This is a genomic window from Chenggangzhangella methanolivorans, from assembly GCF_019797865.1.
Lineage (GTDB): Bacteria > Pseudomonadota > Alphaproteobacteria > Rhizobiales > Methylopilaceae > Methylopila > Methylopila methanolivorans.
Genome location: NZ_CP081869.1, coordinates 1,024,469 through 1,051,113 on the forward strand (window position 1 = coordinate 1,024,469; position 26,645 = coordinate 1,051,113).

Sequence of the window (26,645 nt, forward strand, 5' to 3'; positions counted from 1 at the left end):
CGGCGGCCATGCGATGTTCGTCTGGGACGCCGCATGGCCGCAGCGCCAAGCCGAGAGCCGCATCACATGACTTTGAAGGTCGATCTGAAGCCCGGCGAACGCGTCGTCATCGGACGGTCGGTCGTCACCAACGGCCAGACCCGCTCGAGCCTGATGATCGACGGCTCAGAGCCGGTGCTGCGCGAGCGCGACATCCTCAGGGAAGAGGCGGCCGACACCCCCGCCAAGCGCATCGCCTATGTGGTGCAGATGATGTATCTGGCCGGCTCGCCCGACGCTCTCCTGCCCGCCTACACCGAACTCGCGCGCGGCGCGATGAAGGCGGCGCCGAGCATGATCCCATTCTTCGAGGCGGTGAATAACCACGTCTTAACCGGACAGCTTTACAAAGCCTTCCGGGAAGCGCGGAAACTCGTCGCGCACGAAGCGAGTATCTTCGAGCATGCAAAACGGGGCGCAAGCCTACGCGCGGATGGCGCAGACGACGGCGAGTCCCCGTGAGCGGGAGGCTCAGCTTCTCCTGAGGGCGGCGGCGCGGTTCGCCGCGGCCCATGCGGCCGAGCCCTTCGACCGCAACGCGGCCCGCGAGGCCGCCGAGTTCAACCGCAAGCTCTGGACGATTTTCCTGAGCTCGGTCAGCCGGCCCGAAAATCCGCTCGACGCCACGACCAAGACGAACCTTCGCAACATCGCGATGTTCTCGATGCGGCGGTCGAGCGAGATCGAGATCAATCCGAAGCCCGAGCTGCTCCCGGCGCTGATCGACATCAACCGCAACATCGCCGAAGGCCTGCGCGGCTGAGACCAGCCCCGCAGGCTCGAGAGGTCCGGATTTCAGGCTTAGAGGATCAGGCCGTGACTTCGAGCGCAGGCTCGGGCGCGCTCTGGGCCGTCACGCCGTCGATATAGGCGCGGAGCCTGAGGCGCGACTCGCTCGGCGTCTGCACCGCGACGAAGCCGGTGGCGACGTCGACGAGACGGTAGACCAGGGAGCCGGTCTGCGCGTCCTTCTCGACCGAACGCTGGGCGTTCATCGCGAGATCGGGACGGACGGTGATCTCCGCGGGACCGGCCGCAGGAGCGGCGACAGGCTGGACGGACTCCGGGCTTCGGCGCACAGGCGCCAGCGAAGTCGTCACTGTTCCAAACGAGGCGTCCATCTCCTCAACCCCACGGCGAATGCGACATCCAATGAGGGATGCTCACCGTGAGGATAGCCGTGACCTGTTAATTCGATGTTAGGAGATGGGGTTAACGCCACACGTCCTGATTGCTTAAGATTTTACGTTCACGCTCCGCGCGATACGGCGATGGGCGCCGCCGCCGCGGGCTTTCCGTAGCCGCCGCCGGTCCGGTCGTAGACGCTGGGCTGCGACTTCGAGCCCATCTCCTCGGCGACGCCGCGCAGCAGGCTCTCGGCGACCGAGCGCGCCGTGCCGATCACCAGCAGGTTCTCTTCGAGCGCCGCGCGGAACGCGACGTGGAGCTCGCTCACCTCGCCGATCGCGCCCGCGTCCTGGGCCGCGACCGCCTGCTCCTGCGCGCGCAGGCCCTCGACGTCGAGCATGTAGCGGCCCGACAGCTCGGCCTTTTCGGAGGCGAGTTCGTTGGCCGCCCCATAGGCGCCCACGCGCACGAGGCGGGTCTCCTCGGCGATGACGGCGGTGAGGCGTTCGACCGTGCCGGCGATCCGGGAGATCCGCTCGGCGGCTTCCTGCGGGGTCATCGGCGCGCGGGCGACGACGGCGGGCACGGAGCGGCGACGGAGGGTCATGACGTCTTTCCTTGCTGAAGCGCGATGAGTTCGCGGCGGATGTCCTCGGCGATGCCTATTCCGCCTGCGGCCGCGATGGTCTTGCCGTACTGGTCGGCGAGCATTGAACGATAGGCGCCGCCGGCTTCGCCCGAGCCCAGCGGACCGTCGCCGCCGAGCCCTTCGAACATCCGCTCCATCATCTGGGTCAGGAACACGGCTTCGAAATCCTCCGCGGTCTGGTCGACGCGGTTCGGCGCCTTGGCGGCCGGGTGGGCACCGTAGGCCTTTTGGGCCGCGAGCGCCGCATTCATCACGGAGGCCGCCGAGGAGGTGGCGGCGGGCGACGACAGCGCCATCACATCACCTCGATTTCGGCCTGGAGGGCGCCCGCGGCCTTGATGGCCTGCAGGATGGCGATGAGGTCGCGCGGGCCGACGCCGATGGCGTTCAGCCCGTCGACGAGCTGGCGCAGGTTGACGCCTTCCTTGAGCACCGCCAGGCGGCGCTCCTTGTCGGTGTCGACGGTGATGTCGGTGCGCGGGGTCACGACCGTCTCGCCGTCAGAGAACGGCTCCGGCTGGCTCGCCATTGGGCTTTCGGTGATGGTGACGGTGAGGTTGCCCTGCGCCACCGCGACGGTCGAGACGCGCACGTCCTGCCCCATGACGATGATGCCCGAACGCTCGTCGATCACGATCTTGGCGAGCTGGTCGGGCTCGACCTTGAGCTGTTCCACCTCGGTCAGCAACTGCACGATGTTGCCGTGATACTGCTTGGGCACCTGGACGGTGACGGTCGAGGGGTCGATCGGCTCGGCGACGCCGGAGCCGATGAAGGCGTTGATGGCGCCGGCGACGCGGCGCGCGGTGGTCAGATCAGGGTTGCGCAGCGCAAGCCGAACCGTTGTCAGATTGTTGAGCGCGAACGGGATCTCGCGTTCGATCAGGCCGCCGTTCGAGATGCGGCCGGTGGTCGGCACGCCGCGCACCACCTGCGCGGCCTCGCCTTGCGCGTTGAAGCCGATCACCGCGACGGAGCCCTGCCCGACGGCGTAGACCTCGCCGTCGGCGCCCATCAGCGGGGTGACGATCAGCGTGCCGCCCTGCAGGCTCGTCGAGTCGCCGAGCGCCGAGACGGTGACGTCGATGCGCGTGCCCTGCGTGCCGAAGGGCGGCAGGTTCGCGGTCACCATCACGGCCGCGACGTTCTTGGTCCTGAGCGTCTGGCCGCGGGTGTTGACGCCGAGGCGCTCCAGCATCGACTGCAGCGACTGTCGGGTGAAGGGCGCGGCGTTCAGGGAGTCGCCCGTGCCGTTGAGGCCGACCACGAGGCCGTAGCCGACGAGCTGGTTCTCGCGCACGCCCTCGATGTCGGTCAGGTCCTTGATGCGGGACTGGACGCCGCCGCGGCTCGGGCCGCCGTCGTCCTCGCCCGCGAAGGCGCGCTTGCTGACCGAGACGGTCTGGATCGTCGCGGCGCGCGTTCCGCTCTGCCCCGCCGCCTGGGCGCGCGGCGCCGGGGCGGCGTCGGCCGCATGGGCCGCGGCCGAGGTCGAGACCACGAGCGCGGCGGCGGCCAGACCTGCGACGAGACGATCGAAAAGCGACGGCATGGACGGACCCAACACCCCACGAGAACTTCGCCGTTTCCCATGCGAAGCCCGTGCCGGTTTCAGGATCGTTGAGATCTGAGCGCATTCCCGTGTCCGGCGCCCGGCAGAAGGCTCTTCGGCGCCCGGCAAGACCGGCCGCGCCCGGCAATTTCTGCCGGGACGTTAAGGCGGGATTAACCATGCGCGGGCCATGGTTCCCCTGTTGCTTCAGGGGATGCTCACGATGCGCATCGACGGATTGGGGCGCGTGGTCGCCGGCTCGGGGCCGACGCGGCCGGGCGCGGCCTCCGGCGCGTTCAGCCTGTCGGAGGGAGCCGAGGCCGCCGCGCCGAAAAGCGCCGCGCCCCTGCGCGCGGCGCCCGGGCTCGACGCGCTGATCGCGCTTCAGGCCGTCCCGCCCGAGACCGCCAGGGAGCGCCGCAAACGCGAAATCCGCCGCGGCCGCGGGCTGCTCGACGCGCTCGACGAGATGAAGCTCGCGCTGATCGAGGGCCGCGACGACCCGGCGAGCCTCAAGCGACTGGTCGACAGCCTCGCCGAACGCCGCGCCGCGACCGACGACGCAGGCCTCGACGACGCGTTGTCGGCGATCGAGTTGCGCGCCCAGGTGGAGCTGGCCAAACGCGGGCGATAAGCCCAAAAAGGCCCCGAGGCGGGGTCCGGTAAACTGCGTAGAAGCGAAATAGCCTGTGATTTCAAAGGTTTCATGACGCACAGATAGATTGTCGCTCGATAGCGTTACCGCTATATTCCGCGGCAACCGACACCCCGCCTGCGGCAAGGCAGAAGGCCCTGAAGATGAGCGTCGAGTTGGCAGAGGACTACCGGCCCAGCGAGGCCGAACCGTTTATGAACCAGCGCCAGAAGCGCTACTTCCGCGACAAGCTGCTCGCATGGCGGGACGAGATCCTGCGGGAGAGCCGCGAGACGCTGGAGCACCTGCAGGACGAGAACCAGAACCACCCCGATCTCGTCGACCGCGCCTCCTCGGAGACCGACCGCGCGATCGAGCTTCGGGCCCGCGACCGGCAGCGCAAGCTGATCGCCAAGATCGACGCGGCGCTCGCCCGGATCGAGGACGGCTCCTACGGCTATTGCGAGGAGACCGGCGAGCCGATCTCGCTGCGCCGCCTCGACGCCCGCCCGATCGCGACGCTGTCGATCGAAGCGCAGGAGCGCCACGAGCGCCGCGAGCGCGTCTATCGCGACGACTGAGACGTCGTCCCGACGTCAGTGACCCATGGCCGGGCGGCCAAGCCGCCCGGCCGGGACGTCCGACGGGAGGCGCGACGGCGCATGTCGGCGATCGACCCGCGCCAACGTATTTCCCTACCGCTGCACAGTTTGGCTTCTTGCGACGCCCCGCCCCGGACAGGCGGCGCTTCTCGCATATACATCTGAATACGTATTTATACTGTTTCGCCCGCCCGCAGATCGACTAGCTTCGAACTTCTGGCCCAGGTTTTCGACGCCGACATGCCGCTGCTCAGATGGAAGCAGCCCGCTCAGCAACCTGATCATCGGCACGGTCACGGCCACGCGTCTGCCCGGCGGGGGCTTCCTGCTCGTCAGCGAGGACTGCATCGGCGAATTCGGCCAGTTTCGCAGCCTGGTGTTTCGCCGGTTCGACGACGGGCTGAAACAGGCGCCCGCCGCCCGACAGACCAAGTTCATGAAGACCCTCGTGCGGGGCGGGCTGGCGGTCCTCTCCAACGGCGACGTGGCCGCGGCCTATAGCGGCGGCGGGCGCCAGGTCATGGTCCAGATCGTACGGCCCTGAGCCCAGCCGGGAGGCTTCGCGGAGCCGCCCTGCCGCGAGCAGGCGCCCGCCGCCGCGACCACGCCCGGGCGTCGCGGATAAGCGGCCGATTACAACCTTCACGTTTTCGTGACGCGCACCTGCAAGCGATGCCCGCGGCCACTCGTTCGATCTCGCTTCACGCATCGAACTGCGGTGATGCGCCGCAGCAGACCGGGACCGCGTCTGAGCCGAATTGTCGAGTTCCGCCCGCATGGGCCGATGCCGCAGCGCGTCACAAACACGATTGCGGAGCATCGAGCGATCGGCTTTGACGATCGTTCCGACGCTCTCTTGGGATGGAGCTCGGAGCCTCGATCGTCTGTTCTCAATCCCTTCGGCGGTCTTTACCTGCGACAAACTGGTATGCCATGTTTGGCATACCAGACATGCGGAGGCGCATGGCTGGCCAGTTTCACGGCGAACGTCGGGGGTGACGCGTGTTCGACCGGTCGATCGGAGACGGCATTACCGCGTCACTGCGCCGCGCTTCGCGCATCCCGGCCGACGGCCTGCTGCGCGCCCGAAGACTTCGCCGAAAGCCTTAGCCGGCCGGTTGGCCGAGCCAAAAAGACGTCAAGCTAGCTGAATGGCTGGCATGCATGACGCCAGAAAATCTGAAAAACAGAAAACAATCGAGGAGAAACGCCAGTGAGTCCCACCGCAGTCGCGTCAAATCCCGCATCCGGCGCGCCGGGCCAGCCCCACGTCTCTGAAAAGACGCGCTGGCTTCAGATCTTGGTCGGCGTGGTCTGCATGGTGGCGACCGCCAACATCCAGTACGCCTGGACGCTGTTCGTCCCTGAAATTCAGTCGACCTTCGGCTGGGACCGCGCCTCGATCCAGATCGCCTTCACGATCTTTGTGCTGGTGCAGACCTGGCTCACCCCGATCGAGGGCTACTTCATCGACAAGTACGGCCCGCGCGCCATGGTGGCGTTCGGCGCGGTGTTCATGGGCCTCTCGTGGGTCGTGAACTCGCAGGCCACCTCGCTGATGGGCTTCTACCTCGGCGCGGCCGTGGGCGGCGTCGGCGTGGGCTGCATCTACGCCACCTGCATCAACAACGCGCTGAAGTGGTTCCCGGACCGTCGCGGCCTCGCGGTCGGCCTGACCGCCGGCGGCTACGGCATGGGCTCGGCGGCCACGATCCTGCCGATCGCCGCGATGATCCAGTCGTCTGGCTTCCAGTCCACCTTCCTGTTCTTCGGCGTCCTCCAGGGCGTGCTGGCCTTCGTCGCCGCCATGTTCCTGCGCTCGCCCAAGACCGGCGAGGTCAAGGTCTCCGAGAAGCTCGCTCAGTCGCGCCGCGACTACACGCTGACCGAAGCCATGCGCACCAAGCTGTTCTGGCTGATGTTCTTCATGTTCATCTGCGTCGTCACCGGCGGCATGATGGCGGTCGCCCAGCTCGGCGTCATCGCGCAGGACCTCGGCGTCAAGAACTACTCGGTAACCTCTACTTCTTCACCATGGCGGCGCTGCCGCTCGCGCTGATGCTCGACCGCATCATGAACGGCATCTCGCGCCCGCTGTTCGGCTGGATCTCGGACAACATCGGCCGCGAGAAGACGATGGTGATCGCCTTCACGCTCGAGGGCTTCGGCATCGTGGCGCTCGGCTACTTCGGCCATAACCCCTACGCCTTCCTCATCCTGTCGGGCGTGGTGTTCCTGGCCTGGGGCGAAGTGTACTCGCTGTTCTCGGCGCTCGCCGGCGACGCCTTCGGCACCAAGCACATCGGCAAGATCTACGGCGTGCTCTACTGCGCCAAGGGCATCGGCGCGCTGTTCGTGCCCGTCGGCAACCTGCTGATGGAAGCGACCGGCACCTGGTCCACCGTGCTCTACACCGTGGCCTGCATGGACCTGCTCGCGGCCTTCCTCGCGGTCGTGGCGCTCCGTCCGATCCTGAAGCAGCACGTGGCCTACTCCTCGGCGCTGAAGGCCAAGGAGACCGAAGAGATGTCGGCAAGCCCGCGCTCGCCTGACGCCTCCGCGAAACTTGAGAATTCGGCGGGCCCCTCACGGGGCCCGTCGTCGTTTCGGGGCGCCATACCCTCGCCTCGCCGCAGCCCCACATAGCGGACGCATGTTCCGCTTCTTCGAGTCCCTCATCGACGTGACCGCGACGCCCGAGCGGCCCGAGCCGCCGGCGCGGCTCGGCGCGTTCTATTGGCACTTCCTGCGGCAGGCCAAGGGACTCTTCGCCGGGCTGCTGGTCATCGGCCTCGTGCTCGCGCTCGGCGACGCCTCGATCCCCTATTTCATCGGGCGGCTCGTCACGCTCGTGACCTCGACGCCGCCGGAGCGCCTGCTCGCCGAAGGCTGGCCGACGCTCGCAGGGCTCATCGGCGTCGTGCTGATCCTGCGCCCCGCGACGCTCTTCCTGCGCGGGCTCGTCGCCAACCAGGCGATCGGGCCGGGCCTCTCCAACCTCATCCGCTGGCAGTCGCATTATCACGTGGTCCGCCAGTCCTGGGGCTTCTTCCAGAACGACTTCGCGGGCCGCATCGCCACCAAGGTGATGCAGACGGGGCCGGCGCTGCGCGAAAGCATGGTGCAGACCGTCGAGGCGCTCTGGCACATCGTGGTCTACGGGACGACCGCGCTGATCCTCGCTCAACGCCGACCTGTGGCTCGCTTTGCCGCTCGGCGTCTGGTTCGTGGCCTACGCCGCGCTGCTGCGCTGGTTCGTGCCGCGCATGCGCGACCGCTCGCGCGCGGCTTCCGAAGGGCGCAGCCAGGTCACCGGCCGCGTGGTCGACAGCTACACCAACATCCTCACCGTGAAGCTGTTCGCGCGCGCCCGCGACGAAGACGACTATGTGCGCGAGTCGATGGACAGCCTGAACCATCTGTTCCAGCGCCAGATGCGGCTCGTCACCATGTTCGCGGTGACGCTGCAGCTGCTGAACGCGCTGCTGGTTGCGGCGATCGCGGTGTCGTCGGTGTGGCTCGCCTCGCAGGGCGCGATCGGCGTCGGCGTGGTGGCGATGGCGGTGCCGCTCTCCTGGCAGATCGTCTCCATGTCCGGCTGGGTGGCGTTCCAGGTCTCGGCGATCTTCGAGAACGTCGGCGTGGTGCAGGAAGGGGTGGGCACCATCGCGCGCCCGCTCGATCTGCCGGACCGGACGAACGCGGAGGAGCTCGCGGTCGAAAAGGGCGACATCCGGCTCGAAAACGTCACCTTCGGCTACGGCACGCCGCGGAAAGTCATCGACGACCTCACGCTCCACATCCGGCCGGGCGAGAAGATCGGGCTGGTCGGCCGGTCCGGCGCGGGCAAGTCGACGCTCGTCAATCTGCTGCTGCGCTTCTTCGAGCCGGCCCAAGGCCGCATTCTGATCGACGGACGCGACATCTCGCACGCGACGCAGGAGAGCCTTCGCGGCGCGATCTCGGTCGTGACGCAGGACACCTCGCTGCTGCACCGCTCGATCGCCGAGAACATCGCCTACGGGCGCCCCGGCGCGCCCCAGGCCGAGATCGAGACCGCGGCGCGACGCGCCTCCGCGCATGAGTTCATCACCGGCCTCACCGACCTCCATGGCCGCGGCGGCTACGACGCCCATGTGGGCGAGCGCGGCGTGAAGCTCTCCGGCGGCCAGCGCCAGCGCGTCGCGATCGCGCGCGTGATCCTGAAGGACGCGCCGATCCTCGTGCTCGACGAGGCGACCTCCGCGCTCGACAGCGAGGTGGAGGCCGCGATCCAGGCGAGCCTCGACGACCTGATGGCGAACAAGACCGTGATCGCGGTCGCGCACCGGCTCTCCACCATCGCCCGCATGGACCGGCTCGTGGTGATGGATCGCGGCCGCATCGTCGAACAGGGAACCCACGCTGATCTCATCGCGCGCGACGGCCTCTACGCCGATCTGTGGCGGCGCCAGTCCGGCGGCTTCCTGGACGACGGCGAGACCGAGGACGAGGCGGCCGAATAACGGCGATTCGCGCCCGTGCGGTATGTCGGGCGCCGCCCGTTTCGAACTTCGCCTGCGCCAAAGCAAGCGGCCGATCACTTTCGCGCAACGCGGGTTCGACCGGCCCTTCAGCGAAACCAAAGGCTTGAGTCGCGGCACCCGCCTTCTGGAACGCGTTTTTTTCGGCGCCGTTCCGCCTCAGGCGTGAAAAAAATGTCGCAGCCTTATGAAACTTTCGTACGTTGAGGCCGTTGGAGCCGTCAGCACGGAGGACGCCTATGGGAGAACCCGCAGATCGGGACGCCATCGACACGCTGGCCGCTGATCTTTTCAGCCGCGACCATCCCGACCGCGCCTGGAGCGCGATCGTGGACCACAGACATCGACTGGGCGTCGCCTCGGCGCTCGAACAGGCCGTCTATCGCGGGTTCGCCACCGCCCATCTGAGATCGCAGATCCGGACGCTTCCCGAGCCCGCCATCGCCGCCGCAGCGCTCGCCGCGGACGCCGCCGGAACCGGCAAGCTGCGGACCTGAACGCGCCCGATCCCGGAATTCCCCGTGATCGGGGAATTCCGTAGGTTTTCGATCACGACATCAGGCGGCGCTTCCGGGCGCCGCTTTTTTGTTGGCCAAGGATCGCTGCGCCCGGCCCACGCCTCGGGCCGCTCGCGCGCCGCGCGTCTTTGGAGATGCGCCCCGAGCCACACCCGTCATCCCGGCCTTGAGCCGGGATCCAGAACCGACGGCGATCGAGATGAGGGCGTCGGCGGCCGCGGCGGCTTTGCTCGAAGCGACGCGTGTCTGGATCCCGGCTCAAGGCCGGGATGACGCGTCGAGGGTCGCGCGCGAAGCGATCGACGGCGCGTTGCGGGCGCAGATGAGAACGCGCCGCAGACGTTCTGAAGGGCGTTCGAACCACACCCCGTCATCCCGGCCTTGAGCCGGGATCCAGAACCGACAGCGGTCGAGACGAAGGCGTCGACGGCGACGGCTTCGCTCGAAGCGACGCGTGTCTGGATCCCGGCGCTTCGGCCGGGATGACGCGTGGAGGATCGCGCGGAGCGATCGGCGGCCTCGTGACAGAGGCCGCCTGCGCGCCCCTACCCCGCGATGCGGTCGAAATCCGCGACCGCGCGCGTGGCGTGGCGCAGGTGCGCCAGCAGCTTCAGGCGATTGGCGCGCAGCGCCGGATCCGGCGCGTTGACCGTCACCTGGTCGAAGAGGCGTCGACCTTCGGCCGCAGCGTCGCGAGCGCGCCGGTCGCGAAGGCGAAATCCTCCTGCCGCAGGGCTTCGGCGGCCGCGGGCTCGACCGTGTCGAGCGTCGCCGAAAGGTCGATCTCGGCGTCGTCGGCGAGCAACGAGGGATCGAGCGCGCCCTCGAAGGCCCCCGCCCCGTCCTTCTTCTCCTCGGCGCGCAGGATGTTGGCGGCGCGCTTGTAGCCTGCGAGCAGGTTTTTTCCGTCCTCGGTCTCGAGCAGCTTCCCGAGCGCCTCGACGCGGCGGACGACGAGCACGAGATCGTCGCTCGCGGTCGCGGCGCTCGAGGCGAACACGGCGTCGACGAGATCATGCCGCGCGCCCTGGTCGCGAAGCTGAACCTTCAGGCGATCGGCCAGGAAGGCGAGCAGGTCGGCGCCGACCGCGTCGCCCAGCGTCTCGAGCAGCCGCAACCGCAGCCCGTTCTCCAGCACGATCCGCACCACGCCGAGCGCGGCGCGGCGCAGCGCATACGGGTCCTTCGAGCCGGTCGGCTTCTCGTCGATGGCCCAGAAACCGACCAGCGTGTCGATCTTGTCGGCGAGCGCGACCGCGATCGAGACCGGGGCGGCGGGGATGCGGTCGGACGGCCCCTGCGGCTTGTAGTGCTCCTCAAGCGCCGCCGAGATCTCCGGGTCGAGCCCCTCGGCCTCGGCGTAATAGCGGCCCATCAAGCCCTGAAGCTCGGGGAACTCGCCCACCATCTCGGTGACGAGGTCGGCCTTGGCGAGGCGCGCGGCCACTTCAGCCTTCTCCGGATCGGCGCCCACCAGCGGCGCAAGCTCCCTGGCGAGCCGCGCGATGCGCTCCACCCGCTCATGCTGGGTGCCGAGCTTTTCGTGGAACGTGATCGACTTCAGCTTCTCGAGCCGGTCCTCGAGCCTGGTCTTCTTGTCCGTCTCCCAGAAGAAGCGGGCGTCGGAGAGCCGCGCGCGCACCACGCGCTCATTGCCGTGGATGATCGCGGCGCCGTCGTCGGTCGCGTCGAGATTGGCGACGAGAATGAAGCGGTTGGCGAGCCGGCCGGGCTTCTGCGGCGCCTCCGCCTCGTCGGCGGCGCCGGACGCGAGCCGCCGCGTCAGCGAGCCGAAGCCGACGCCGACCCGGCCCTCCGGCGCGGCCTTCGGCGCGGGCCCCGTGCGGCGGAGCACGAAGCATTTCTGGTTCGCCCGGATGGTGGCGCGGATGACCTCGTCGGGCACCTCCAGAAACTCCTCGTCGAAGGAGCCCATCAGCGGCACGGGCCATTCGACGAGGCCGGCCGTCTCCTCGATCAGGCCCTCGTCCTCGACGAGTTCGAGGTTCTGGGCCTCGGCGAGCGTGCGGGCGTCCGCGCGGATGACGTCGCGGCGGCGCTCGGGATCGAGCACCACATGGGCCTTCAGCAGCCCCGCCTCGTAGTCCTCGAAGCGGCGCACGCGGAACGGATCCGGCGCGTGCACGCGGTGGCCGCGCGTCACGTCGCCCGACACGATCCCGTCGACCTCGAAGGCCACGACCTCGGGATCCTCCTGGCTCGAGCCGAAGGTCGCGACGATCGAATGGAGCGGCCGCACCCAGCGCAGCGTCCCGGCCCCCAGCGCATCGACTTCGGCCAGGGGAAGGCGCGGATCACCGCCGGCACGATCTCGGCGATGACCTCGGTCGCCGCCCGCCCGTGCTTGTGGATGCGCGCGACGTAGAAATCGCCCTTGGGGTCGGACTGGACGGTCGCCTCGTCGATCGAGCTCAGCCCAGCGGCCTTCAGGAAGCCTTCGAGCGCCTTCTCGGGCGCGCCGACGCGCGGGCCCTTGCGCTCCTCGTGCCGGTCCGGCTGGCGGGCCGGCAGGCCGCCGACCACGAGCGTCAGCCGCCGCGGCGTCGCGAAGGCCTTGGCGCCCTCATAGACCAGCCCCTGCTCGACGAGCGCGTCGGTGACGAGGCGTTTCAGGTCGTCGGCCGCCCGCGCCTGCATGCGCGCCGGAATCTCTTCGGAAAGGAGTTCGAGAAGGAGGTCGGGCATTTACTGACCAGATGCTATTGTTGACATGATCTCACGCGCGGCGAAGTATTTCGGGTGCGACGTATCGGGAACTTCCTCGATCGCACCAACACTCTTTACAATATCAATGTTATTTTGCGCCGCCCTATACGTAATGCTCAAAAACACAGCAAGCTGCGGGTGGTGAATACCGGATTGATGAACAGGTAGTCCACTATTTTCAAGAGAAGCGCGGACCGTCCGGCTTCTTGAAGATTTTTCCTGTATCGCTCCCGCAGCGCGAACAGCGTATTTGCAGTTTCGATCGTCTGCTTGCACGTTTCTTCGACCGCCTCGAGGAAAAAGACGATCCAGTCCGTCCATCGGCCCGCTTGGGAGACGAGGAGCATTCGGTCGATGTAGTCGTCTTTCCGGGCCTCGAGATAGGGGCTCATGAACAACGCCGGATGACTGAGCGTCTTCCGGTCGACCAGGACGATCGGGATAAGAATGCGGCCGACGCGTCCGTTGCCGTCGGCGAACGGATGAATGGTCTCGAACTGATAGTGGATGAGCGCTGCGTCGAGCAGCGCGGGAAGCGCCTGGCGGTCTTCCCGCTGAATATAGAGTTCGAGCGCATGCATCCGATCGCGAGCGATCTGGGCGGCGGCGGGACGAATCGCGCGTTCTTGATCGAAGCTGAGCCGATCCAGTTCTGGCTGGACTTGAACTCGCCGGCTTCAGCCGCGGCGCCGCGGCCCCGGCCGACGCCCTTGAGAAGATCGGCGTGGGCCGACTTGATCGTTCTCAGGCACAGAGGCAGTTCGTCGAGGCTCTTGATGGCGTTGCGAAGCGCCCTTGCATAGTTGTGGACCTCGCGCGTGTCGGCCGTCTGTCTGGCGCCCTCGAATCCCGCCTCGGCGAGCAACAAGGCGTCGACTGTCGTGTATGTGCCTTCCATGCTCGACGAGGTGAGCGCTTCCCGCGCCTCGAGCGGCCGGATGAGCAGATAGGGATCGGGCAACGTCGTCATGACGCCGTTGAGCTGGCCGAGCGCCTGCGTGGCCTGCGTCAGCGGCACGAGAAGAGCTGACAGATCGAGTTCCGGGGGCAGATCATGCGGCACGAAGGCGAACTGTCCGCCGATCGTGGGCGCGAGCGAACCCGCCGGTGAAGACCCGAAAGCCGTTTTGTCCATCGGTGCAAAACTGCGCCCGCGTTTGATACCAAACCGGCGTTTTCGAGAATTCTTCGCCGAACTTATGTCGCTGGGTGCAATTAGCACCATTGATTTTATACGAGAAGCCGCTTTCGTATAAAACTTACGCCGCCGCGCCGCCGGATTCCGTCTTGAGCCATGCGGCGCCGCAGGCCTTCGCCAGTTCGCGGACGCGCAGGATGTAGCTCTGGCGCTCGGTCACCGAGATCACGCCGCGGGCGTCGAGCAGGTTGAAGGCGTGGGAGGCCTTGATGCACTGGTCGTAGGCCGGCATCGCCATGAGGTGGCGTCCCTCGGCCTCGCCCGCCTTCAGCAGCGCCTCGCATTCGCCTTCGGCGTCGCGGAAATGGCGCTTCAGCAGCTCGACGTCGGCGTGCTCGAAGTTGAAGCGGGAGTATTCCTGCTCGGCCTGTCTAAAGACGTCGCCATAGGTGATCTTGTCGGCGCCGTCCTGGCCGTTGAAGTTGAGGTCGAAGCCGCGGTCGACGCCCTGGATGTACATTGCGAGGCGCTCGAGCCCGTAGGTGAGCTCGCCCGAGACCGGCGAGCAGTCGACCCCCGCGACCTGCTGGAAATAGGTGAACTGGCTCACCTCCATGCCGTCGCACCAGCATTCCCAGCCGAGGCCCCAGGCGCCCAGCGTGGGGCTCTCCCAGTCGTCCTCGACGAAGCGCACGTCGTGCAGGCTCTGGTCGAGGCCGATGGCCTTCAGGCTCTCCAGATAGAGCTCCTGCAGGTTCTCCGGACTCGGCTTCAGGATGACCTGGAACTGGTAGTAGTGCTGGAACCGGTTGGGGTTCTCGCCGTAGCGCCCGTCCTTCGGGCGCCGCGAGGGCTGCACATAGGCGGCCTTCCAGGGGCGCGGGCCGAGCGCGCGCAGCGTCGTGGCCGGATGGAAGGTGCCGGCGCCGACCTCCATGTCGTAGGGCTGCAGGATGACGCAGCCCTGCGCGGCCCAGAACCGCTGCAGGGTGAGGATGAGCCCTGGAACGAGCGGGCGGGGCTCAGCGGGTCGTCGGTCATGGAAAAGGTCATCGGGTCCGGGCGCGGAAGGCGCGCGGACGCTAGTTGCGGCGCCCGGGAGGGTCAAGCCGCCGGCCGAACGCGTCGGCCGGCGGGCGATGCGGCGAGGCGATCACATCGCGTCGTCGTCGTCGTCGTCGTCCTCATCGTCGTCGTCGGCGGCCGGATCGGCGGGCTTGGACGCGGCGCCGGCGGCCGGCGCGGGCTTGGAGGCGTCCGTCTTCGGCGCGTCGGTCTTCGGGGCCTCGGTCTTGGGAGCCTCGGTCTTGGGGCCTCCGACTTCGGCTGCTCGGTCGCGGCCTCGTCGTCCTTCTTCTTGCCCTTCTTGTCGTCGTCCTTCTTGCCGCGGCGCTCGGCGAAGGCGTCGATCTCGGCCTTGCTCACCTTGCCGTCGTCGTCCTTGTCGGCCTTCTTGAACCAGCCCGGCGCCCGCACGCCCTCGGCCTCGGTGATCTTGCCGTCGTCGTTGCGGTCGAGGCGCTTGAGGCGCTTCTCGGCGCGCTCCTTGGCCTTGTCGTTCTTCTGGGCGGCCTTCTCGACGAAGGCCTTCCACTCCTCGGCGTCGATCACGCCGTCGTTGTTCTTGTCGACGCGCTTGAAGAACTTCTGGGCCTGGCCCTTGGCCTCCTCGGCGTCGACCACGCCGTCATTGTTCTTGTCCAGCCGTTCGAACGCCTTGGCCGGGCCTTGGCGTTCTGGGCGAACGCCGTGGGGGCGCGAGGGCCGCGCCGAGCGCGAAGGCCGCGAGGATGGCGAAACGCATGGTGGTTTAAGTCTCCTTGTGGAAGGCGTCGTAGGGCCGGCGACGGCGCGAGGTCACTCGGGGCGCCACTCGCCGCTTGTCGGATCTTTCTTGAGCGTCGGGCGCGCCGTGCGGTCGCGGGCGGGCGTCGGCGCGCTCGGCCTCGTCGAGGCGGGCGTTGACGCGCGCCCATTCGCGCTTCAGCGCCTTCGCGCCGAACAGGGCGCCGGCGGCCGCGGCGGCGAGAACGATCAAGGGCGGCATTCGCTTGGGCTCCAGGGCGTTTCGTCAACGGGGTGAGAGTCGGCGGCGATGGTGGCGCGCTCATGACGGCCCGAGCGCTTCCGCTAAAGCCCGAACCGCGCCCAGAGCGCGCGCGCCTCGAGCGTGGAGACGGCGTCCTCGGCGAGGCCGGCGGCGAGCGAGGTCAGTTCGGCCCCCTGCCCGCCCCGGCCGGTCAGCCGCTTTCAGCAGCGAGACCTTGGGCGTCATCGGGCGGAGTTCGACCTTGTCGCCCCAGCGCTCGCGCATGGTCTTGCGCACGTCGCCGAGCCGGTCGACGAGGGCCGAGCGTCAGACCGGTCTGCCCCGTCCAGAACGCGCCGGTGAAAAGGTCCGGGTCTTCCGCCAGCGCCTTGCCACGGCGCTCCTTCACGAGGGCGATGAAAAGCTCGTGAATCTCGCGCTGGAGATCCTTCAGCCGCTCGACCTCCTCGGCCTTCTCCGGGCTGAACGGATCGAGGATCGCCTTGTTCTCGCCCGAGGTGTAGAGCCGGCGCTCGATCGACAGCGCTCGATCGCGCGGTCGAAGCCGAAGCCCGCCGACACCACGCCGATCGACCCGACGATCGAGGCCGGATCGGCGACGATCTCGTCGGCCGCGCAGGCGATCATGTAGCCGCCCGAGGCCGCCGCGTCCTCGACGAAGGCCGCGACGCCGATGTCGTGCTCCTCCGCGAGCTCACGGATCCGGGCGTAGATCAGATGCGCCTGCGCCGCCGAGCCGCCGGCGAGTTGACGATCAGCGCGACTTCTTTCGCGCCCTTGGTCTTGAACGCTTTTTCGAGCGGGCCGGCCACGGAGGCGAGCGTCAGAGCGGGCTTGAACGGCGTGCCGATCCCGATCGCGCCCTGCAGCCGCACCACCGGCACGACGGGTCGTCTTTGCTTAACCATGACGGGAGATAGGGGCTGAGTTTTTCGCGCAGGGAGATGTCTCTGGGTGCGTTCATGGGCTCAGGAGATAGCGTCGGCGCCTGCCGGCGTCACGGGGCGACCAGAGGCGATGAACGCCTGTTGAACGACCCGCTCGGCGCCGGTTCAGACGACGGCCGCTAGCCTCCAGATCAATTGGGCCCCGTTTTCGCCTTCGCAAGGTGCGGAGGGGGGAACGACGACCGGGCGGACAACGATCCCGCCGCCGTCCCACGGGCGCCTTGGAGAGAGCCACGTCATGGTCCGCAATTACGTTCTCGGCGCCGCTCTCGCGGCCGGCGCTTTCGCCCTCGCCCCCGGCGCCGCCTCCGCCGCCCCGGTCTCCGTCGGCGTGACGCTCGACACTGCCCACGCCCAGATCATGCCGGTCGGCTACTATCGCCGCGGCTGGGGCTATCGCCGCGCCGGCTGGGGCTATCGTGGCGGCTATCGCGGCCCGCGCGTCGGCGTGGTGATCGCGCCGCGCGTGGTCTATGGCCGCCGCTGCTGGATCAACAAGCGCGGCTATCGCGTCTGCCGCTGATCTCGCTCGGCCACGCATGCGCAAGGGTCGGCGTCCGAAAGGGCGCCGGCCCTTTTCCGTGTCCGCTCAGCCGGTCAGCTCCACGACGCTCTCGCCGCGCTGGGCGGCGTCCGCCTCGGGCGTGAAACGGCCGTCCGGCCCGTGGAGGGCGAACGGCGCGAGCAAACCGAGCGGCCCGCGTCCGCCCTTGCGGCCCGCGACCAGCAGCCTCGCGGCCGGCGCGTCGGCGTGGTGATCGCGCCGCGCGTGGTCTATGGCCGCCGCTGCTGGATCAACAAGCGCGGCTATCGCGTCTGCCGCTGATCTCGCTCGGCCACGCATGCGCAAGGGTCGGCGTCCGAAAGGGCGCCGGCCCTTTTCCGTGTCCGCTCAGCCGGTCAGCTCCACGACGCTCTCGCCGCGCTGGGCGGCGTCCGCCTCGGGCGTGAAACGGCCGTCCGGCCCGTGGAGGGCGAACGGCGCGAGCAAACCGAGCGGCCCGCGTCCGCCCTTGCGGCCCGCGACCAGCAGCCTCGCGGCCGGCGCGTCGGCGCGCGGCTGGATCGGCTTGATCCGGAGGTCGCCGAAGCCGCGCCCGAGCCCGGACAGGATGTCGCCGAGCGCCTGCGGACGGTGGATCGCGACGAACGCGCCGCCGGGCCTCAGCACCCTCAGGGCAGCCTCGGCCCATTGCGCGAACAGGCCGTCGTCCTGATGCGCGAGCGCCTTCGCCGGATCGGGCGAAGCGCGAAAGCGAAGCGTCGTCGAAGGGCGGGTTCGCCGCGACGAGGTCGAAGGCGCCCTCGGCGATCCTGCGGCGCGCCGGCCGGCAGAGATCCGCGACGTCGCAGACGCAGGATCTCGCCGCCTCCGCAAGGCCGTTGCGCGCCGCGTTCTGGGACGCGATCGCCGCGAGCGTCGGGTCGATCTCGACCAGCGCGACCCTCGCCGCGCCCGTCGCCGCGAGGCCGAGCCCGACCGGGCCGACGCCTGCCCCGAAATCCGCGACCACGGCGCCCTCGACCATCAGCGAGCGCGCGGCCGCGACCAGCAGCGCGGCGTCGCCGCCGAAGCGGTGTCGCGTCGGGCTGGAGCAGGCGCAGCCGCCCGCCCAGAAATCCGTCGTCGCTGACCTCTTCGTTCATGACGCCTCGCCGGGCCTATCCGATCACGGGGTCTCGGGCCTGAGCTCATGCGCGATCCCGCGCTCGCCGAGCGCCTTGCGCGCCTCCGCCGCGTCCGCTTCCGGCACCAGCACGCGGGCCGCCAGAATCCCGAGCGAGCCCTCCAGCACGCTCATGTTGTTGTCCACCACGATGAACTCGATCCCCTCGTCCTCGAGCGCCGCGCGCACGAAGGAGAGCAGGACGAGGTCGTTGGTGCGGATCAGCTCATGCACGGCGAGGCGGCCTTTCGCGGCGGGTCGGGAAACGTGGTTAGCAAAGCTTCATCGATAAGGCGAAAAAGGCCCCATATCGGCCCAACTTCGGCCCGCCGACGCAGGCATTTAGATCGCCGTCGCCGCATGAAGTCGAGGGAGCCCAAAATGCGAACCGAGCTCGCCGCCCTGCTGTTCGCCCTGCTCCTCCTCGTGCTCGCCTCCGAAAAGCTGCTCGCCGCCCGCGCGCTGATCGGCGGCTGACGCGGGCCCCAGCTCCGCCCCCTCCTTTCCGGCTTGCTCCTTGATGGGGCGGTCGATACGGTCCGGCCCTCGTGAGGGCCGGCCTGAAGGAGCGGCGAGGTTTGGGCGTAGTCGCATCATTTGAGAAGCGTCCGCCGGCGGACGGCGCCGCGGGCATCGAGCCGCTGGTCGCGCTCGTCGCGCCGGGCATGGAGCGCGTCAACGCCTTCATCCTGTCGCGCACCGGCTCGAGCGTGACGATGATCCCCGAGGTCGCCAACCACCTGATCTCCTCGGGCGGAAAACGCCTGCGGCCGATGCTGACGCTCGCGACCGCCTCGCTCTGCGGCTATGAGGGCGACGGCGACGTGCGCCTCGCCGCGGCCGTCGAATTCATGCACACCGCCACGCTCCTCCACGACGACGTCGTCGACGACAGCGACATGCGGCGCGGCAAGCTCGCGGCCAGAAAACTCTGGGGCAACGAGGCGAGCGTCCTGGTCGGCGACTTCCTGCTCGGCCAGGCCTTCAAGATGATGGTCGAGGTCGGCAGCCTCGAGGCGCTGCGCATTCTCTCCGAAGCCGCCGCCGTCATCGCCGAAGGCGAGGTGATGCAGCTCTCCGCCGCCAAGAACACCGCGACGACCGAGGACGACTATCTCGCGGTGGTGCGCGGCAAGACCGCCGAACTCTTCGCGGCCGCCTGCGAGGTCGGGCCGGTGATCGCCGGCCGCCCGAAGGAGGAGCAGGCCGCCGCCCGCTCCTACGGCATGAATCTCGGCGTCGCGTTCCAGCTCGTCGACGACGCGCTCGACTATGGCGGGCGCGAAGCCAAGCTCGGCAAGAAGGTCGGCGACGATTTTCGCGAGGGCAAGATCACGCTGCCCGTCGTGCTGGCCTATCGCCGGGGAGACGCGCAGGAGCGGGCCTTCTGGAAGCGCACGCTCGAAAACGGCGAGGCCGACGACGCCGATCTCCAGGAGGCGATCCGCCTTCTCGGCAAGCACGGCGCGATCGACGACACGATCGCGCGCGCGCGCCATTACGGCGCGATCGCCCGCGACGCGCTCGGCCTCTTCCGCGAGAAGCCGGAGGCCCGCGCGCTGATCGACGTGGTCGAGTTCGTCACCGCCCGCGCGCATTGAGGGCGATGGACGTCACCCCGGGCGGCCGAAGCCGGGCCGGGATCGCGCGCCGACAGAGCGCCTGAACCTCCGCCGTCATCCCAGGGCTTGACCCGGGAGCCGGAAACGCGGACGTCAGCGAAACCGCGCGAGCCTCGCGGCTCCGGATCCGGGCTCTTCGGCCAGGATGACCGGCGCAGGCTCGCGCGCTTCGAGAAAGAGACGCCCCATGACGCCCGCCGAATATCGCGCCGCCCTCCAGGAGGTCGGCCTGTCGCTCGCCTCCGCCAGCAAGTTCTTCCAGACCGACGAGCGCACCACGCGCCGCTGGGCGAGCGACGAGGACCGCAAGGACGCGCCCCGCGCCGTCGCCATGACGCTGCGGCTGATGGCGAAATACGGCCTCACGCCCAACGACGTCACGCTGATGATGCATGAGGCCGAAGAGGCCGCCGACCAGGCGGAAGGCGCGGGCCAAGAACCGGCCGAAGACGCCAAGGGCTGAGGTCTCCCGCGCCTCCTCCGCTCCCCTCCCCGCCAGGGGGAGGGGAAGTCCCGCACAGGGTGTCCTTCCGGCCAACGGAGCGCTAAACCGCCCTTCCCGCCGGAGTTCCGCATGCCCTCCCCCTCGCCCATGCGCGCCGACGATGCGCCAAGCCCCGTGCTGCGCGGCCTGAAGGACAGCCTGCCGGTCGTCACCGCCATGGCGCCCTTCGGCATGCTGTTCGGCGCGCTCGGCGTCGCGAACGGCCTCACGCCGCTCGAGGCGACGCTCATGAGCGCCGCGGTGCTCGGCGGCGCGAGCCAGATGGGGGCGTCGAGCTCTTCGGCCAAAAAGCCCATCCGGCGCTGATCGTGCTCGCGATCTTCGCCGTGAACTTCCGCCACGTGCTCTATTCGGCCGCGATCGGCCGGCGCATCGCGCACTGGCCGAAGCTCCGGCAAGCCGCCGCCTTCTTCCTGCTGACCGACCCGGTCTATGCGGAAGGAGAGCGCAAGGCCGGCGCGGGGCTTCCGGTCGAGCCCGGCTGGTATTTCGCCATGGGCCTCTCGCTCTGGGCCTGCTGGACGGCGCAGACGGCGGTCGGCGCCGCGTTCGGCGGGCTGATCAAGGACCCGCACGCGCTCGGCCTCGACTTCCTGCTGCCGATCTACTTCCTCGGCCTCGTGATGGGCTTTCGCGACCGCCCGCTCTGGGGGCCGGTGATGCTTGCAAGCGCCGCCGCCTCGATGCTCGCCTACAGATATGTCGGCTCGCCCTGGCACGTCTCGATCGGGGGCCTGGCCGGCGTCGCGCTCGCCGCGCTCTGGCCTCCCCGCAAGGACGGCGCGCGATGACGCAGACCCTCTGGATCATCCTGGCGGGCGCGGTCGTCACCTATCTCACGCGGATCGGCGGCCATCTGGCGCTGTCGCGCCTCGAGCGCGTGCCGCCGCGCCTCGAAGCCGCGCTCGACGCCGTCCCCGCCGCGGTTCTGACGACGCTGGTGGCGCCAGCGCTGACCACCGCCGGCCCGCTGGAGTTCTGCGCGATCATCGTGGCCGCGCTGGTGGCGTTGCGCGCGGGGCTAATGACGATGTTCTTCGCAGGCGCCGCGGTGCTGGTGGCGGGGCGGTGGCTGATGGGGTGATCGGTTCAGAGCTTTTGTAATCATGACATTGGAACGGCCACTAATGGTGGCGTTGGCGAACTGACTTCATGTTAATGACCAATCGCGAAAAACTCTCCGGAGCAGCTCTATGGATGAAAGTGATAAGGATAAATTCGACAGAGATCTAACAATATGGCCAACGGTAAATGGTTTCCTTGAAGCTCTCGCAAAGCGCTATTGGGGTCCCTTACGCAAGAAGGTGGAGGCTGACCCAAGATTAAGGGGGTCCGTAACTGGATTTCTTGTTAACTTCAAAGAGATTGCAGTTTATGTCGGCAGGACTCATATTGCGATCGAGTACCTAGGTTCTGAATTATTTGACGAGATGCCTGACGGTATAAATATGAACGTGAAATGTTTTGACCTTATTGATGACAAAGGAAATCTCCTCGAAAAGATCATAGGATTTGGATCAGACTCGACGGTCGATTTTGAACTCAAGATGCCAACATTTTCTCAAGATTATATTTGGCCAACTAATAGAGGACACGATAAGTTATACGAATTGGGGTGGAATTTTGCCGCACAAGAGAGCATCATAAGTCTTAATGCACCTAAACCGGTTCTAGAGCCCGGCCATTTTTGTCGAATAGTGAATGGCAGATTTTTCGATGCAAATGATGCTGGATTAATTACTAGACATATTAAATGGCTTGATGCGCTTCCCATTTCTATCGAAGATAGAGATGACGATTATTATAATATAAAACTCAATTTAGGTCCGCTGAATAAGCTGGTTGAGCATGATGCTGACTACAGATATCCACTTCCAACCGAATATAAGTATAGAAAATTGCCAATAATCAATCGCTTTATTGAGATTTGGGGAAATAGGGAAAATAGGGAAACAAAAATAACATCTTTTATTGCTCAAGATGAAAATAAGTTCCTAATAACGATGCGCTTTGGCGCAGCCGACGCGCACTCCGAACTCACCTGCGAGTGGCAGAGCGAGTCCAAGCCACCAATAAAGCCTGACTTTTTTGTGGTGCAACCTAATGGATTTGCAGATATAGTTGAATTCAAACTCCCGTATATTTCATCGAAGGGAGTGGTAGGTGAACTAAACAGGGAGAGTTTTGCATCTTGGTTAAACTCATATATTTCTCAGACAAGGGTTTATGCCTCCTATTTCGACGATCCTAACAATAGACGCTGGTTTGAAAATAGATATGGCTTCAGCGTTCTCAAACCGCGCAGATGGCTTGTTGTGGGTCGCAGGTCAGATTTCACACCTCAAATGTGGCGTGAAATAGCTTCAGACTATCGAGACCTTGAAATAATGAACTTTGATGATCTGGTCGACGGTGTCAGCATTCAGTTTTATAAATAAGCGCTCGGCATCGTCAAAAGACTAAGGCCCCACAATGGTGGGGCCTTTTTTCTTACCCCGCGGCGTTCAATTTGCCCGCGCGACCTCTACCAGATTGTCCGAGAACGTCGGCGAGTGCCCCATGTCGCCGAACTTCGGCGAGGAGATCGAGTTCACGGTGCCGTCGTTGAGCTGGCGCCAGTAGCCGAGCGTCGCCACCACGATGCCGTTCCGCACGTCGTCCGAGATCCGCGCCACGCCCTTGAAGGCGCCGCGGTCGTTCATGACCTTCACGCGGTCGCCGTCGAGGATGCCGCGGGCGTCGGCGTCGGCCTGGCTGATCAGCACGAACTGCTCGCCCTGCACCTGCTGCTTGTCCTTCATGTTGGCGTAGCAGCTGTTGAGGAAGGCGTGGCTCTTCGGGCTCACGATGTTGAGCGGGAAGCGCCTGGCGAGCTCGGGGTCGGCCGTGTGGCTCTCGCGCGCAGGCATGTAGTCGGGCAGCGGATCGAGGTCCTCGCCCGGCTGGAACGCCTCGTACATCTGCCGGAACGGCGGCGCGACGAAGTTCTTCGCGCCCTCGACCATGAACATGCATTTGCCCGTCGCGGTCGGGAAGTTTCCTTCCTTGTGCGGCGCGCGGTCGTCAGGGGTGCCGACCTTCAGGCGCCAGTAGCCGTGCTTCTTCATGTAGTCGAGGTCCGCGCCCTCGCAGGCGGGGACGACCAGTCGACATAGCGCTCGAGGCACTCCGTGTCCGACCACTTGAAGTTCTCTTCCTCGAAGCCGAAGCGGGCCGCAAGGCGGCGGAAGATCTCGTTGTTGGGGATCGCCTCGCCGGGGCTGTCGGCGCATTTGGTGTTGTAGGTGAGGTAAAGGTGGCCCCAGGAGAGGATCATGTCCTCCATCTCGGCGCCCATCGAGGCCGGCAGCAGGATGTCGGCGTAGGACGCGGTGTCGGAGATGAAGTGTTCCGCCGAGACCATGAACAGGTCCTCGCGCATCAGGCCTTCGACGATCTTGTCGGTCTCGGGCGCCTGCGTCACCGGGTTCGAGTTCCAGCACATCAGCGACATGATCGGCGGGCCGTCGGAGAGCCCCTCGCCGAGCAGCGCGCGGCCGATCTGGAGGTTCGAGATCACGCGCGTGCCCTCGGGGATGAGGTCGGGCCGGCAGATCACGTCGAACTTGTAGGGATGCTCCCAGACCGGGAACTGGGTGACGCCGCCGCCGACATGCCGCCAGGCGCCGGTAAGGCCGGGGATGCAGGAGACCGCGCGGATGGTCTGGCCGCCGCCATAGTGCCGCTCGAGCGCGACGCCCATGCGGATCGCCGCCGGCTGTTCGGTCGCGAGCTCATAGGCGAGTTTTCTGATGTCGGCCGCCGGGACGCCGGTGATCTCTTCCGCCCATTCGGGCGTGCGGGTCGCGGCGCGCTCCTTCAGCTCCTCGAAGCCGACCGTGTAGTTGTCGACATAATCTTGGTCGACGAGCCCCTGTTCGATGATCGAGTTGATGATCGCCATGGCGAGCGCGCCATCGGTGCCGGGCTTGGGGCAGATGTGCCAGTCGGCGCTCTTGGCCGTGCGGGACGCATAGGCGTCGATCACCACGACCTTGGCGCCCTTCTTCTGCGCGTCGCGGACGATCGCCCAGTGGTGCAGGTTCGTGGAGACCGAGTTGCACGCCCAGATGACGATGTATTTCGAGTGGATGTAGCTTTCCGGATCGAGGCCGGCGGTCGGCCCGAGCGTCAGCAGCCAGGCGGTGCAGGAGCCCTCGCCGCAGAAGGTGCGCTCCATCACCGAGGCGCCGAGCCGGTTGAAGAAGGCGTCGCCGCCGTTGAGGCCGTGCACCAGCCCCTGATGGCCGAGATAGCTGTAGGGCGCGATCGCCTGCGGCCCGTGTTTCTCGATGATGTCGGTCCAGCGCTCCACGATCGTGCCGAGCGCCTCGTCCCACGAGATCCGCTCGAACTGCTTGGAGCCCTTCGGGCCGACCCGCTTCATCGGGTAGAGCAGCCGGTCGGGGTGGTAGTGGCGCTCCTCGTAGTTCTTGACCTTCACGCAGAGGCCGCCGCGCGTCATCGGGTGGTCCGGATTGCCGCGCACGCTCAGGAGCTTGCCGTCGTCGACCTCGAACAGCATGGAGCAGGTGTCGGGGCAGTCGTGCGGGCAGGCGCCGAAAAAGGTTTCGGGCTTTGCGATCTCGTTCATGGCTCCCTCCGAAGCGTGACGGCTTTCGTCGACGCTCTTGTCACGGCCGGCCGACATCTCGGATCCGGCGCGCGCGGCGCTCTGGAGCTAGAAGAACTCAAATATCACGGCGACGTAAGCCCAATGTTCGTGCAACCAATGGGCTACAGGCTGGGCGCCGAAGCCGGCTTCGACGGCGCCTCGCCGATCTCGGCCATCATCTCCAGAAACGCCGTGCTGGCCTTGGTGACGTAGCGGTCGCGCCGGCGCAGCGCGAAGAAGCGGCGGTTGGGCAGCGCGAAGGCGGCCTCCGTCATCTTGCCCGAGGCGAGCGAGGCCGCGGCCACCATCCGCGACATGACCGCGGCTCCGGCCTCGGCTTCGACCGCCGCGCGAACCGCCTCGTTGGACGGGAACTCGATCGCGACGTCGAGCGCCCCGACGCCGACGCCCACCTCCGCGATCGCCGCTTCGAGCACCGCGCGGGTGCCTGATCCCGGCTCGCGCAGCACCCAGCGCGCTTTGACGAGGTCGACGCCCGTGAGCGTCCGCCCGTCGGCCCAGGGGTGGCCCGGACCGACCACCAGAACGATCTCGTCCTCGGCCACGGGCGTGGCCTCGAGCGCCGGCTCGTCGACCGCGCCCTCCACCACGCCGAGATCGGCCGCGCCGTCCATCACCGCCTCGGCCACGATCTCGGTGTTGGCGATGTCGAGCGTGACGGCCACGCCCGGGAACCGTTCCTGGAAGGCGTGGATCACCGCCGGCAGCCAGTAGCTCGCCACCGTCTGGCTCGCCGCGAGCGCGAGCCGGCCCTTCTTGAGGCCGGCGAGATCGCCGAGCACCGCCTCAGCGGCGGCGGCGCGCGCGAGCACGGCCCTCGCCTCGCCGAGGAAGACGCGGCCGGCGTCGGTGAGCGCGATGCGGCGGCCGATGCGGTCGAACAGCTTGGTGGCGTAGCGTCCCTCGAGCGTCGAGACCGCGGAGCTCACCGCCGACTGCGTCAGGCGCAGGTCGTGGGCCGCGCGGGTGACGTGCTCGCGCTCGGCGACGGCGACGAAGATGCGCAGCTGTTCGAGCGTCACCGCGTCCCCTCCCCGCGCGCGTCACCCACCGTCGCGGAGGCCGGCGCGGGGCCGCACTCCTTGAAGATGCGCGCCGTGCAGCCGGCGCAGATCGCCGGGTCGAGCTGGGAGAAGATCGTCGCGATCGCCTCGCGCTTGGAGTCGAACAGGTGGTCGCGACCGAGCCGCGTCAGGAAGCCGGACTTCTTCCAGGTCTCGATCACGGCGCTTCGCGGGCGATGGAAATAGAGGTCGCCGCCCGCCTGGCGCCGCCGGCTCGCCTCGAGCTCCCAGAGCTCGGCGCCCGCGATGTCGATGAAGTTCATGCTCTTGGCCATCACGAGCAGCCGCTTCTGGCCCGGCCTGCGCTGGCGCATCTCGTGCAGCCGGTCGCCGACATATTGCGCGGCGCCGAAATAGGCCGAGCCCTCGATGCGCACGAGTTTGAGCTGGGGGCACTCGACCGGCGCGGCGAGCTCGTCGAGCGGGGTGAGGCGCCCGGCCTCCGTGTCGCGGTCCGGCGCGAGCGCATGGATGCGCGGCCGGGACGTGCGGTGCAGATAGGCGAGCACCGACAGGCTGACGCCGGTCAGGATCGCGACATGGAACGGCGCGACCAGCATGGCGGCGAAGGTCGCGGCCGCAATGGCGAATTCGCCCCGGCTGAT

The 26,645-nt window shown here is 67.4% G+C and carries 26 protein-coding genes and 8 pseudogenes; 16 read left to right on the forward strand and 18 right to left on the reverse strand.

Annotated elements, in window-relative coordinates:
* Window positions 1-66 precede the first annotated feature (66 nt).
* A complete protein-coding gene (locus K6K41_RS05425) occupies window positions 67-501 on the forward strand; it encodes a flagellar biosynthesis repressor FlbT (protein WP_261404221.1) in 435 nt (144 codons plus the stop codon).
* A complete protein-coding gene (flaF, locus tag K6K41_RS05430; protein ID WP_261404222.1) occupies window positions 473-802 on the forward strand; it encodes a flagellar biosynthesis regulator FlaF in 330 nt (109 codons plus the stop codon). The genes K6K41_RS05425 and flaF overlap by 29 nt, the downstream gene beginning before the upstream one ends.
* Window positions 803-848: 46 nt before the next feature.
* Here the strand turns inward: flaF and K6K41_RS05435 are convergent, their stop codons facing one another.
* From K6K41_RS05435 to K6K41_RS05450, 4 genes are all read right to left on the reverse strand, one after another.
* Window positions 849-1,139, reverse strand: coding sequence for a hypothetical protein (locus K6K41_RS05435; RefSeq protein WP_261404223.1), 291 nt, complete (start codon window positions 1,137-1,139; stop codon window positions 849-851).
* Between the two features lie 149 nt (window positions 1,140-1,288).
* A complete protein-coding gene (locus K6K41_RS05440) occupies window positions 1,289-1,774 on the reverse strand; it encodes a hypothetical protein (RefSeq protein ID WP_261404224.1) in 486 nt (161 codons plus the stop codon).
* Window positions 1,771-2,112: a rod-binding protein gene (locus K6K41_RS05445; protein WP_261404225.1), complete on the reverse strand. Its 342-nt coding sequence runs from the start codon at window positions 2,110-2,112 to the stop codon at window positions 1,771-1,773. Before K6K41_RS05445 ends, K6K41_RS05440 begins: the two co-directional genes overlap by 4 nt.
* On the reverse strand, window positions 2,112-3,368 hold the full coding sequence (locus tag K6K41_RS05450) for a flagellar basal body P-ring protein FlgI (RefSeq protein WP_261404226.1): 1,257 nt from the start codon (window positions 3,366-3,368) through the stop codon (window positions 2,112-2,114). The genes K6K41_RS05445 and K6K41_RS05450 overlap by 1 nt, the downstream gene beginning before the upstream one ends.
* A 214-nt stretch (window positions 3,369-3,582) precedes the next feature.
* On the opposite strand from K6K41_RS05450, the gene K6K41_RS05455 reads away from it, so the two are divergent.
* From K6K41_RS05455 to oxlT, 4 genes and pseudogenes are all read left to right on the forward strand, one after another.
* Window positions 3,583-4,002 carry a flagellar assembly protein FliX gene (locus tag K6K41_RS05455; RefSeq protein WP_261404227.1) on the forward strand — a complete coding sequence of 140 codons (420 nt, stop codon included), beginning with the start codon at window positions 3,583-3,585 and terminating at the stop codon, window positions 4,000-4,002.
* 164 nt (window positions 4,003-4,166) lie between these two features.
* The gene (dksA, locus tag K6K41_RS05460) at window positions 4,167-4,583 is read left to right on the forward strand and encodes an RNA polymerase-binding protein DksA (RefSeq protein ID WP_261404228.1); all 417 of its coding nucleotides are present in this window, start codon (window positions 4,167-4,169) and stop codon (window positions 4,581-4,583) included.
* Between the two features lie 397 nt (window positions 4,584-4,980).
* A complete protein-coding gene (locus tag K6K41_RS05465; protein WP_261404229.1) occupies window positions 4,981-5,148 on the forward strand; it encodes a hypothetical protein in 168 nt (55 codons plus the stop codon).
* Window positions 5,149-5,922: 774 nt separating this feature from the next.
* A pseudogene (gene oxlT, locus K6K41_RS05470) lies at window positions 5,923-7,106 on the forward strand (oxalate/formate MFS antiporter); the annotation flags it as partial.
* A 519-nt stretch (window positions 7,107-7,625) separates the two neighbouring features.
* Here oxlT and K6K41_RS29275 read toward each other — a convergent pair.
* Complete coding sequence (locus K6K41_RS29275; protein ID WP_315855139.1) at window positions 7,626-7,754, reverse strand: hypothetical protein; 129 nt, start codon at window positions 7,752-7,754, stop codon at window positions 7,626-7,628.
* 56 nt (window positions 7,755-7,810) lie between these two features.
* Between K6K41_RS29275 and K6K41_RS05475 the strand changes: the two genes are divergently transcribed.
* The 3 genes from K6K41_RS05475 (at window position 7,811) to K6K41_RS05485 (ending at window position 9,624) form a co-directional block, all read left to right on the forward strand.
* Entirely contained in the window at window positions 7,811-9,109 is a 1,299-nt protein-coding gene (locus K6K41_RS05475) for an ABC transporter ATP-binding protein (RefSeq protein ID WP_315855140.1), read from the forward strand.
* A 22-nt stretch (window positions 9,110-9,131) separates the two neighbouring features.
* Entirely contained in the window at window positions 9,132-9,296 is a 165-nt protein-coding gene (locus K6K41_RS05480; protein WP_261404230.1) for a hypothetical protein, read from the forward strand.
* A gap of 70 nt (window positions 9,297-9,366) precedes the next feature.
* Complete coding sequence (locus K6K41_RS05485) at window positions 9,367-9,624, forward strand: hypothetical protein (protein WP_261404231.1); 258 nt, start codon at window positions 9,367-9,369, stop codon at window positions 9,622-9,624.
* A gap of 566 nt (window positions 9,625-10,190) precedes the next feature.
* Here the strand turns inward: K6K41_RS05485 and glyS are convergent.
* The 7 genes and pseudogenes from glyS to K6K41_RS05515 all read right to left on the reverse strand — a co-directional run bounded on the left by glyS (window position 10,191) and on the right by K6K41_RS05515 (window position 16,468).
* Window positions 10,191-12,351, reverse strand: a pseudogene (gene glyS, locus K6K41_RS05490) (glycine--tRNA ligase subunit beta).
* A 137-nt stretch (window positions 12,352-12,488) separates the two neighbouring features.
* The gene (locus K6K41_RS05495) at window positions 12,489-12,953 is read right to left on the reverse strand and encodes a Fic family protein (RefSeq protein ID WP_261404232.1); all 465 of its coding nucleotides are present in this window, start codon (window positions 12,951-12,953) and stop codon (window positions 12,489-12,491) included.
* A 254-nt stretch (window positions 12,954-13,207) separates the two neighbouring features.
* A pseudogene (locus K6K41_RS30205) lies at window positions 13,208-13,597 on the reverse strand (Fic/DOC family N-terminal domain-containing protein); the annotation flags it as partial.
* A 34-nt stretch (window positions 13,598-13,631) separates the two neighbouring features.
* Window positions 13,632-14,551: pseudogene (locus K6K41_RS05500) on the reverse strand (glycine--tRNA ligase subunit alpha).
* Between the two features lie 63 nt (window positions 14,552-14,614).
* Window positions 14,615-15,193: an EF-hand domain-containing protein gene (locus tag K6K41_RS05505; RefSeq protein ID WP_261404233.1), complete on the reverse strand. Its 579-nt coding sequence runs from the start codon at window positions 15,191-15,193 to the stop codon at window positions 14,615-14,617.
* Window positions 15,194-15,320: 127 nt separating this feature from the next.
* A complete protein-coding gene (locus K6K41_RS05510; RefSeq protein WP_261404234.1) occupies window positions 15,321-15,557 on the reverse strand; it encodes a hypothetical protein in 237 nt (78 codons plus the stop codon).
* Window positions 15,558-15,640: 83 nt separating this feature from the next.
* A pseudogene (locus K6K41_RS05515) lies at window positions 15,641-16,468 on the reverse strand (S49 family peptidase).
* Between the two features lie 277 nt (window positions 16,469-16,745).
* Between K6K41_RS05515 and K6K41_RS05520 the strand changes: the two are divergent.
* Both K6K41_RS05520 and K6K41_RS05525 read left to right on the forward strand, forming a co-directional pair.
* Window positions 16,746-17,030 (forward strand): hypothetical protein, encoded by a 285-nt coding sequence (locus K6K41_RS05520; protein WP_261404235.1) that lies wholly within the window; start codon window positions 16,746-16,748, stop codon window positions 17,028-17,030.
* Between the two features lie 141 nt (window positions 17,031-17,171).
* A complete protein-coding gene (locus tag K6K41_RS05525; protein WP_261404236.1) occupies window positions 17,172-17,333 on the forward strand; it encodes a hypothetical protein in 162 nt (53 codons plus the stop codon).
* A gap of 66 nt (window positions 17,334-17,399) precedes the next feature.
* Here the strand turns inward: K6K41_RS05525 and K6K41_RS05530 are convergent, their stop codons facing one another.
* From K6K41_RS05530 to K6K41_RS05540, 3 genes and pseudogenes are all read right to left on the reverse strand, one after another.
* Complete coding sequence (locus K6K41_RS05530) at window positions 17,400-17,678, reverse strand: hypothetical protein (protein WP_261405908.1); 279 nt, start codon at window positions 17,676-17,678, stop codon at window positions 17,400-17,402.
* 148 nt (window positions 17,679-17,826) lie between these two features.
* A pseudogene (locus K6K41_RS05535) lies at window positions 17,827-18,036 on the reverse strand (tRNA1(Val) (adenine(37)-N6)-methyltransferase); the annotation flags it as partial.
* 141 nt (window positions 18,037-18,177) lie between these two features.
* Window positions 18,178-18,408, reverse strand: a complete 231-nt coding sequence (locus K6K41_RS05540) for a putative signal transducing protein (RefSeq protein ID WP_261404237.1) — start codon at window positions 18,406-18,408, stop codon at window positions 18,178-18,180.
* Window positions 18,409-18,752: 344 nt separating this feature from the next.
* On the opposite strand from K6K41_RS05540, the gene K6K41_RS05545 reads away from it, so the two are divergent.
* From K6K41_RS05545 to K6K41_RS05565, 5 genes and pseudogenes are all read left to right on the forward strand, one after another.
* The gene (locus K6K41_RS05545; RefSeq protein ID WP_261404238.1) at window positions 18,753-19,775 is read left to right on the forward strand and encodes a polyprenyl synthetase family protein; all 1,023 of its coding nucleotides are present in this window, start codon (window positions 18,753-18,755) and stop codon (window positions 19,773-19,775) included.
* Window positions 19,776-19,983: 208 nt separating this feature from the next.
* Window positions 19,984-20,259, forward strand: coding sequence for a hypothetical protein (locus tag K6K41_RS05550; RefSeq protein ID WP_261404239.1), 276 nt, complete (start codon window positions 19,984-19,986; stop codon window positions 20,257-20,259).
* A 129-nt stretch (window positions 20,260-20,388) separates the two neighbouring features.
* A pseudogene (locus K6K41_RS05555) lies at window positions 20,389-21,092 on the forward strand (AzlC family ABC transporter permease).
* Window positions 21,089-21,385 carry an AzlD family protein gene (locus K6K41_RS05560; protein ID WP_261404240.1) on the forward strand — a complete coding sequence of 99 codons (297 nt, stop codon included), beginning with the start codon at window positions 21,089-21,091 and terminating at the stop codon, window positions 21,383-21,385. The pseudogene K6K41_RS05555 and the gene K6K41_RS05560 overlap by 4 nt, the downstream one beginning before the upstream one ends.
* Window positions 21,386-21,494: 109 nt before the next feature.
* The gene (locus K6K41_RS05565; RefSeq protein WP_261404241.1) at window positions 21,495-22,739 is read left to right on the forward strand and encodes a Shedu anti-phage system protein SduA domain-containing protein; all 1,245 of its coding nucleotides are present in this window, start codon (window positions 21,495-21,497) and stop codon (window positions 22,737-22,739) included.
* Window positions 22,740-22,805: 66 nt separating this feature from the next.
* Here K6K41_RS05565 and K6K41_RS05570 read toward each other — a convergent pair.
* The 3 genes and pseudogenes from K6K41_RS05570 to K6K41_RS05580 form a co-directional block, all read right to left on the reverse strand.
* Window positions 22,806-24,934, reverse strand: a pseudogene (locus tag K6K41_RS05570) (molybdopterin-containing oxidoreductase family protein).
* 143 nt (window positions 24,935-25,077) lie between these two features.
* Window positions 25,078-25,998, reverse strand: a complete 921-nt coding sequence (locus K6K41_RS05575) for a LysR family transcriptional regulator (protein WP_261404242.1) — start codon at window positions 25,996-25,998, stop codon at window positions 25,078-25,080.
* The gene (locus tag K6K41_RS05580) at window positions 25,995-26,600 is read right to left on the reverse strand and encodes a sodium-independent anion transporter (RefSeq protein WP_261404243.1); all 606 of its coding nucleotides are present in this window, start codon (window positions 26,598-26,600) and stop codon (window positions 25,995-25,997) included. The genes K6K41_RS05575 and K6K41_RS05580 overlap by 4 nt, the downstream gene beginning before the upstream one ends.
* Window positions 26,601-26,645 lie beyond the last annotated feature (45 nt).